We start from the raw sequence: 6,791 nt of genomic DNA, 5'->3' as shown, positions 1-6,791 counted from the left end.
GGTCCGCGACGGGGCGCCCGCGCGCCGCGAGCGCCGCACCCCACGCGGCCAGCCGCCTGTCGAGGTGCGCCACCTGCTCGGGCGTCGCGCCCTTCTGCGGGCCGAACACGTGCGCCGCGCCGGCGGGTCCGTGCAGCGGGCTGTCGACGTCGGTCAGCACGACGAGCTCGACACCCCGGAGGTCCGGCAGCGCGTCCAGCGACCCGAACCGCCACAGGGGGTTCGGCCCGGGGGCCGCCACCGGGTCGCCGGCGTCGTCCCGCACGCGCGCGCCGAGCGCCACCAGGAGCCCGATCCCGCCGTCCGTGCACGCGGTGCCGCCGAGCGCGACCACCACCCGCCGCGCCCCGCGGTCGACGGCGTGCCGGACCAGCAGCCCGAGGCCCGCGGACCCGGCGCGCGGCGGCAGGTCGGGGCCGACGTCGACCTGCCCGAGCCCGACGCAGGAGGCGGCCTCGACGACCGCGGTCGACCCGCCGTCGAGCAGGGCGTACCCGGCGTCGACCGGCCGGCCGACCGCGTCGACGACCCGCACCGCCTCCCGGACGCGGCTCACGCCCGCACCCGCGAGCAGCGCGTCCACGGTCCCCTCGCCGCCGTCGGCGACCGGCACGACCCGCACCTGGGCGTCCGGTGCCGCGGCGCGCACGCCCGCGGCGACGGCCTCCCCCGCGTCCGCGCTCGAGAGGCACCCCTTGAACGCGTCCACCGCGACCACGACTCTCACGCCCCCACCTTGCCCGCCACCCCCGCCGAGATGGCAACTCTCGACTGTGCGCGGACGCCGGGACGCAGCCGAGAATTGCCGTCTCGGCGAACGCGGGGCGCGGAGCGCAGGGCGCGGGGAGGGCGCGGCGCGTGCGTCAGCGGGGGGTGATGCCGCGGTTGCGCAGGCCCCAGATCGCCGAGTCCGTCAGCGCCTCCCAGGACGCCTCGATCACGTTCGGGCCGACGCCCACGGTGCTCCACGCGGTCTTCCCGTCCGTGGTCTCGATCAGCACGCGCGTCACGGCGTCGGTGCCGTGCATGGCGTCGAGGATGCGCACCTTGAAGTCGATCAGCTCGAACTCCGCCAGCTCCGGGTACACCCGCAGCAGGGCGAGCCGCAGCGCCTGGTCGAGGGCGTTGACCGGGCCGTTGCCCTCCCCGGTGGCGACGATGCGCTCCCCGCCGGCGTGCAGCTTGACGGTGGCCTCGGCCGTCGCCGTGGTGCCGCGGGAGCCCGCGCGCTCGACGATGGCTCGCCAGGACTCGACCCGGAAGTACGCCGGGCGGGTGCCGTCGACCTCCTCGGCGAGCAGCAGCTCGAACGACGCGTCCGCGGCGTCGTAGGTGTAGCCCTGGGCCTCGGCGTCCTTGACCCGGTTGGTGACCCGGGTCAGCACCTCGTCCTGCCCGGACAGGTCGAAGCCGAGCTCGCGGCCCTTGAGCTCGATGGACGCGCGACCGGCCATCTCGGAGACGAGCATCCGCATGTCGTTGCCGACGGCCTGCGGGTCGATGTGCTGGTACAGGTCGGGGTCGACGCGGATCGCCGAGGCGTGCAGCCCGGCCTTGTGCGCGAACGCGCTCGCGCCGACGTACGGCTGGCGGGCGAACGGGGCGATGTTGGTGATCTCGCTGATCTGGTGCGCGATCCGGGTCATCTCGCCGAGGCCGCCCGGCCGGTCGGCGGGCGGGACCAGCACGCTGCGGCCGGTCTTGAGCTCGAGGTTGGCGACCGTCGCGAGCAGGTCGGCGTTGCCGGTGCGCTCGCCGTAGCCGTTCACGGTGCCCTGCAGGTGCACGGCCCCCGCCTCGACGGCCGCGAGCGAGTTCGCCACGGCGCAGCCGGAGTCGTTGTGCGCGTGCACGCCGAGCCGGGTGAGCGGGTCCGCGGTGCCGAGCGCGGCGCGCAGGTCGCGGACGACCTCGGTGACGCCGAACGGCAGCATCCCGCCGTTGGTGTCGCACAGCACCACGGTCTCGGCGCCGGCCTCGACGGCCGCGAGCACGACGTCCCGCGCGTACCCGGGGTCGAACCGGAAGCCGTCGAAGAAGTGCTCGGCGTCGACCACGACCCGGCGCCCCTCGCCGACGAGCAGGCGCACCGAGTCGGCGACCATGGCGAGATTCTCCGCCCCGGTGGTGCGCAGGGCGCGCTCGACGTGCCGCGAGTCCGACTTGGCGACGAGCGTGACCACCGGCGCCTCGGAGTCGAGCAGCGCCCGCAGCTGCGGGTCGTCCCAGGCCCGGACGCCCGGCTTGCGGGTGGCGCCGAACGCGGCGAGCACGGCGTGCCGGAGGTCGAGCTCCTTGGCCGCCCGCGCGAAGAACTCGGTGTCCTTCGGGATCGCGCCCGGCCAGCCGCCCTCGATGTAGCCCACGCCGAGGTCGTCGAGCAGCGGGGCGATCGCCAGCTTGTCGGCGACCGAGAGGTTCATCCCCTCCTGCTGGGCGCCGTCACGGAGCGTGGTGTCGTAGACGTCGAACGCCGCGGGTGCGTCGGCCACGGGGTGGGCGGCGCCGCCCCGGGGCAGGGTCGCGGGGGCGGCGTCCGTGCGGGTGGGCTCGGTCACGGGAAGTGCTTCTCTCGGCGAGGGGACGAGGCGAGCTGCCGGGGGTGCGCGCCGGGTGGGCGTGCGGGTCGAGCAACAAAAAGACCCCCCGGGTTCGGGAGGTCGGCGCGTCCGCGGGGTGGGGCGGACGCGCTAGGCGATGACGATCGGGAGGGCCATGGGCTCATGGTGGCACACGTCACGCCCGGCGTCAGCCCCGTCCAGCGTGCGGGACGGGGCCGACGCCGGCGGTCAGACGAGGCGGTGCATCCAGCCGTGCGGGTCCGCGGCGCGGCCGTACTGGATGTCGGTCAGGCGCTGCCGGATGCTCTGCATGACCGGGCCCGCGCCGCCGTCGCCCACGGTCACGTCGAAGTCGCCGCCGGCGAGCCGGCCGATCGGCGTGACGACCGCGGCGGTGCCGCAGGCGAACACCTCGGCGACGCTCCCGTCGCGCAGGCCGGCGAGCAGCTCGGCCAGCGGGATGTCCCGCTCGGTGACCTCGCGGCCGTCCTCGGTGAGCAGCTGCAGGATGGAGGAGCGCGTCACGCCCTCCAGGATCGACCCGGTGAGCCGCGGCGTGGATACCGACCCGTCGGCGCCGACGACGAACACGTTCATGCCGCCGAGCTCCTCGAGGAGCGTGCCGGTGGCGGCGTCGAGGAAGCACACCTGCTCGCAGCCGCGGGCCTGGGCCTCCTGCTGCGGGAGCAGGCTGGCGGCGTAGTTGCCGCCGCACTTGGCCGCGCCGGTGCCGCCGGCCGCGGCGCGCGCGTAGTCCTCGGACACCCAGATCGACACCGGCTGCACGCCGCCCGAGAAGTACGACCCGACCGGGGACGCGATGACGAGGAACTCGGCCTCCATCGACGGGCGCACGCCGAGGAACGCCTCCGACGCGTACATGAACGGGCGCAGGTAGAGGCTGGTCTCCTCCCCCGACGGCACCCAGTCCACGTCGGTCCGCACGAGGGCGGTCACCGCGCCGAGGAAGTCCTCGGTGGGCAGCGGGGGCAGCGCGAGGCGGTGGGCGGAGCGCTGCAGGCGCTCGGCGTTGGCGCGGGGCCGGAACGACCACACGGACCCGTCGTCGTGCCGGTACGCCTTCAGGCCCTCGAAGATCTCCTGGGCGTAGTGCAGCACCGCGGTGGCGGGGTCGAGCAGCAGCGGGCCGTACTTCTCGACCCGGCGGTCGTGCCAGCCCAGGCCCTGCGTCCAGGAGACGCGGGCCATGTGGTCGGTGAACACGGTGCCGAACTTCGGCGTGGCGAGCAGCGACTCCCGCTCGGCGTCCGGCGTCGGGGTGTCGGTGGGACGGATCTCGAAGGAGCCGAGGTCGGTCGTGTCGGAGATGCTCATGAGTCTGCGGCCTTTCACCAGGAGTCTGATCTGACGGTACCTGGGCGACGGCCGGGGTGGGACGGCGGGAGAGCGGCGCTGCGCCCCGCGCGGGCGGGGACTAGCCGGCGATGCGCGCGGCGAGGTCCTTGCCCACCTCGGCCGTCGACCGTACTCGCGTGCCGCGCTCGGCCACGTCCGCCGCGACGGCGGCCTCGACGCGGGCCGCGGCCTCGCGCTCACCCAGGTGGTCGAGCAGCAGCGCGACGGAGAGCACCGTCGCGGTGGGGTCGGCCTTGCCCTGCCCGGCGATGTCGGGGGCGGAGCCGTGCACCGGCTCGAACATGCTCGGCGCGGTGCGGTCCGGGTTGATGTTCGCGGACGCGGCCAGGCCGATGCCGCCGACGATCGCGCCGGCGAGGTCGGTGAGGATGTCGCCGAACAGGTTGTCGGTGACGATCACGTCGAACCGCGCGGGGTCGGTCACCAGGAAGATCGTCGCGGCGTCCACGTGCAGGTAGTCGACGGTCACGTCCGGGAACTCGGCGTTCACGGCCTCGACCGTGCGCCGCCACAGGTGCCCGGCGTGCACCAGGACGTTGTGCTTGTGCACGAGCGTGAGCTTCTTGCGGGGGCGGGCCGCGGCGCGGGCGAACGCGTCGCGCACCACCCGCTCGACGCCGAACGCGGTGTTGACCGAGACCTCGTTGGCGATCTCGTGCGGGGTGCCCACGCGGATCGCGCCGCCGTTGCCGACGTACGGGCCCTCGGTGCCCTCGCGGACGACCACGAAGTCGACGTCGCCCGGGTTCGCGAGCGGGGAGACCACGCCGGGGTACAGCTTGGCGGGCCGCAGGTTCACGTAGTGGTCCAGGGCGAACCGCAGCTTGAGCAGCAGGCCGCGCTCGAGCACGCCGGACGGCACGCTCGGGTCGCCGATGGCGCCGAGCAGGATCGCGTCGTGCGAGCGGATCGCCTCGAGGTCCGTGTCGGTCAGCGTCTCGCCGGTCGCGTGCCAGCGGCGCGCGCCCAGGTCGAAGTCGGTCGTGGTGACCGTGCTGCCCGAGCCGGACAGGGCCGCGTCGAGGGCGAGGAGCCCCTGCTCCACGACCTCGGTGCCGATGCCGTCACCCGCGACGACGGCCAGGTTGATGCGCTGCGCCATGCTGTCCACCCTAGTCAGTCGTCTTACGAACCGGGACGACCGTCTCAGGCCTCGGACGGGCTGCGGTCGCCGGGCCGCGGGTACAGCAGCTCGAACCGCTCGACGACGACGGGCGTCGCTCCCGTGAGCTCCTCCCCCAGCGGCGCCAGCACCCGGCGCCAGGACGCCTCGTGCTCCGCCCGCCAGGACGCGAGCGTCCGGTCGCCCTCCCCCTCGGCCGCCGCGATCTCCTCGTCGACCTCCCCGAACGGCACCGTCTCGACCCGCGTGGTGCGGATCAGCGCACCGGGCCGGCCGGCGCCGTCGGTCACGATCGACAGGTCGCCCTTGACCGGCAGCGGCTCGTCGGCGTGGGAGAACTCGGGCAGGGCCGTCGACGTGGCGGTCTTGGTGCCGTCGAGCACCAGGGCGAGCGCGGCGTCCGCGAGCGCCGGGTCGTCGCCGAACGCCCAGGACGGCGGCACCAGCGACCCGGCGATCCCCGGCCCGGTGACGGCGGCGACCCGCATCACCCCGGCGCGCACCCGGGCGACCTCCCAGAACCGGAGGATCTGGTCGGCGTGCGTGCTGGCGGCGTCGGGCGTGGCGGCGTCGTCGGTCATGCGGCCCATCCTCCCGGACTCGAGCGGAAACCACGACGCCGGGACAGGGCCGTCCCGGCCCTGCCCCGGCGCGCGTGCGGGGACGGCGCGCGCGGGTCAGCGCGCGGCGGAGCCCTCGACGTAGTCCGTGTCGGACGGCTTCACCCAGGCGAACAGCTTGCGCAGCTCGCGGCCCACGGGCTCGATCGGGTGGTTCTGGCCCTTGGCACGCAGCTCGGTGAACTCCGGCGCCCCGTTGTCCTGGTCCGTGATGAACCGCTCGGCGAAGGCGCCGTTCTGGATGTCCGCGAGGACGGCCTTCATGTTCTCCTTCACGTCCGGCGTGATGACGCGCGGGCCGGAGACGTAGTCGCCGTACTCGGCCGTGTCGGAGACGGACCAGCGCTGCTTGGTGATGCCGCCCTCGAAGATCAGGTCGACGATCAGCTTCAGCTCGTGCAGCACCTCGAAGTACGCGACCTCGGGCTGGTAGCCCGCCTCGGTCAGCGTCTCGAAGCCGTACTGGATCAGCTGGGACACACCGCCGCAGAGGACGGCCTGCTCGCCGAACAGGTCGGTCTCGGTCTCCTCGGTGAACGTGGTCTTGATGCCGGCGGCGCGCAGGCCGCCGATGCCCTTGGCGTAGGACAGCGCGAGGTCCCAGGCGGAGCCGGACGCGTCCTGCTCGACGGCGACGATCACCGGCACGCCGCGGCCGTCGACGTACTCGCGGCGCACGAGGTGGCCCGGGCCCTTGGGGGCGACCATGACGATGTCGTGGCCGGCCTCGGGCTTGATGTAGCCGAACCGGATGTTGAAGCCGTGGCCGAAGACGAGGGCGGCGCCCTCGGTCAGGTTGGGGGCGATCTCGTCGCGGTAGATGTGCCGCTGCACCTGGTCCGGCGCGAGGATCACGACGACGTCGGCGCCCTGGACGGCCTCGGCCACCGTGGCGACCTTGAGGCCCTCGTTCTCCGCCTTGGCGCGGGAGGCCGAGCCCTCGCGGAGGCCGACGGTCACGTCGACGCCCGAGTCGCGCAGGTTCAGCGCGTGCGCGTGCCCCTGGCTGCCGTAGCCGATGACGGCGACCTTCTTGCTCTGGATGATCGACAGGTCGGCGTCGTCGTCGTAGAACAGCTCAGCCACGATGGTTCTCCTTGTGTGTGCGGG

At 74.2% G+C, this 6,791-nt stretch carries 6 protein-coding genes; all 6 read right to left on the bottom strand.

Annotated elements, in window-relative coordinates:
• A partial coding sequence (locus FA014_RS06230) for a glycerate kinase (RefSeq protein WP_154728835.1) occupies window positions 1-727 on the bottom strand: 727 nt, incomplete at its 3' end.
• 136 nt (window positions 728-863) lie between these two features.
• Window positions 864-2,492, bottom strand: a complete 1,629-nt coding sequence (cimA, locus tag FA014_RS06225) for a citramalate synthase (RefSeq protein ID WP_268865882.1) — start codon at window positions 2,490-2,492, stop codon at window positions 864-866.
• A 297-nt stretch (window positions 2,493-2,789) separates the two neighbouring features.
• On the bottom strand, window positions 2,790-3,896 hold the full coding sequence (locus FA014_RS06220) for a branched-chain amino acid aminotransferase (protein WP_154728834.1): 1,107 nt from the start codon (window positions 3,894-3,896) through the stop codon (window positions 2,790-2,792).
• A 100-nt stretch (window positions 3,897-3,996) separates the two neighbouring features.
• Window positions 3,997-5,040, bottom strand: a complete 1,044-nt coding sequence (locus FA014_RS06215; protein WP_154728833.1) for a 3-isopropylmalate dehydrogenase — start codon at window positions 5,038-5,040, stop codon at window positions 3,997-3,999.
• 44 nt (window positions 5,041-5,084) lie between these two features.
• On the bottom strand, window positions 5,085-5,642 hold the full coding sequence (locus FA014_RS06210; RefSeq protein WP_154728832.1) for an ASCH domain-containing protein: 558 nt from the start codon (window positions 5,640-5,642) through the stop codon (window positions 5,085-5,087).
• A 96-nt stretch (window positions 5,643-5,738) separates the two neighbouring features.
• Window positions 5,739-6,767: a ketol-acid reductoisomerase gene (gene ilvC / locus FA014_RS06205; protein WP_154728831.1), complete on the bottom strand. Its 1,029-nt coding sequence runs from the start codon at window positions 6,765-6,767 to the stop codon at window positions 5,739-5,741.
• Window positions 6,768-6,791 lie beyond the last annotated feature (24 nt).

Origin of the sequence: Cellulomonas hominis (genome assembly GCF_005239125.1) — a bacterium.
Lineage (GTDB): Bacteria > Actinomycetota > Actinomycetes > Actinomycetales > Cellulomonadaceae > Cellulomonas > Cellulomonas hominis_A.
Note: the sequence above shows the minus strand (reverse complement) of the source record. Positions and strands in the feature narration are given on the sequence as shown.

Bases quoted from the DNA above. Each gene is read 5' to 3' on its own strand.
- FA014_RS06220 (WP_154728834.1), bottom strand. From the start codon at position 3,896: ATGAGCATCTCCGACACGACCGACCTCGGCTCCTTCGAGATCCGTCCC.
- FA014_RS06215 (WP_154728833.1), bottom strand. From the start codon at position 5,040: ATGGCGCAGCGCATCAACCTGGCCGTCGTCGCGGGTGACGGCATCGGC.
- FA014_RS06210 (WP_154728832.1), bottom strand. From the start codon at position 5,642: ATGACCGACGACGCCGCCACGCCCGACGCCGCCAGCACGCACGCCGAC.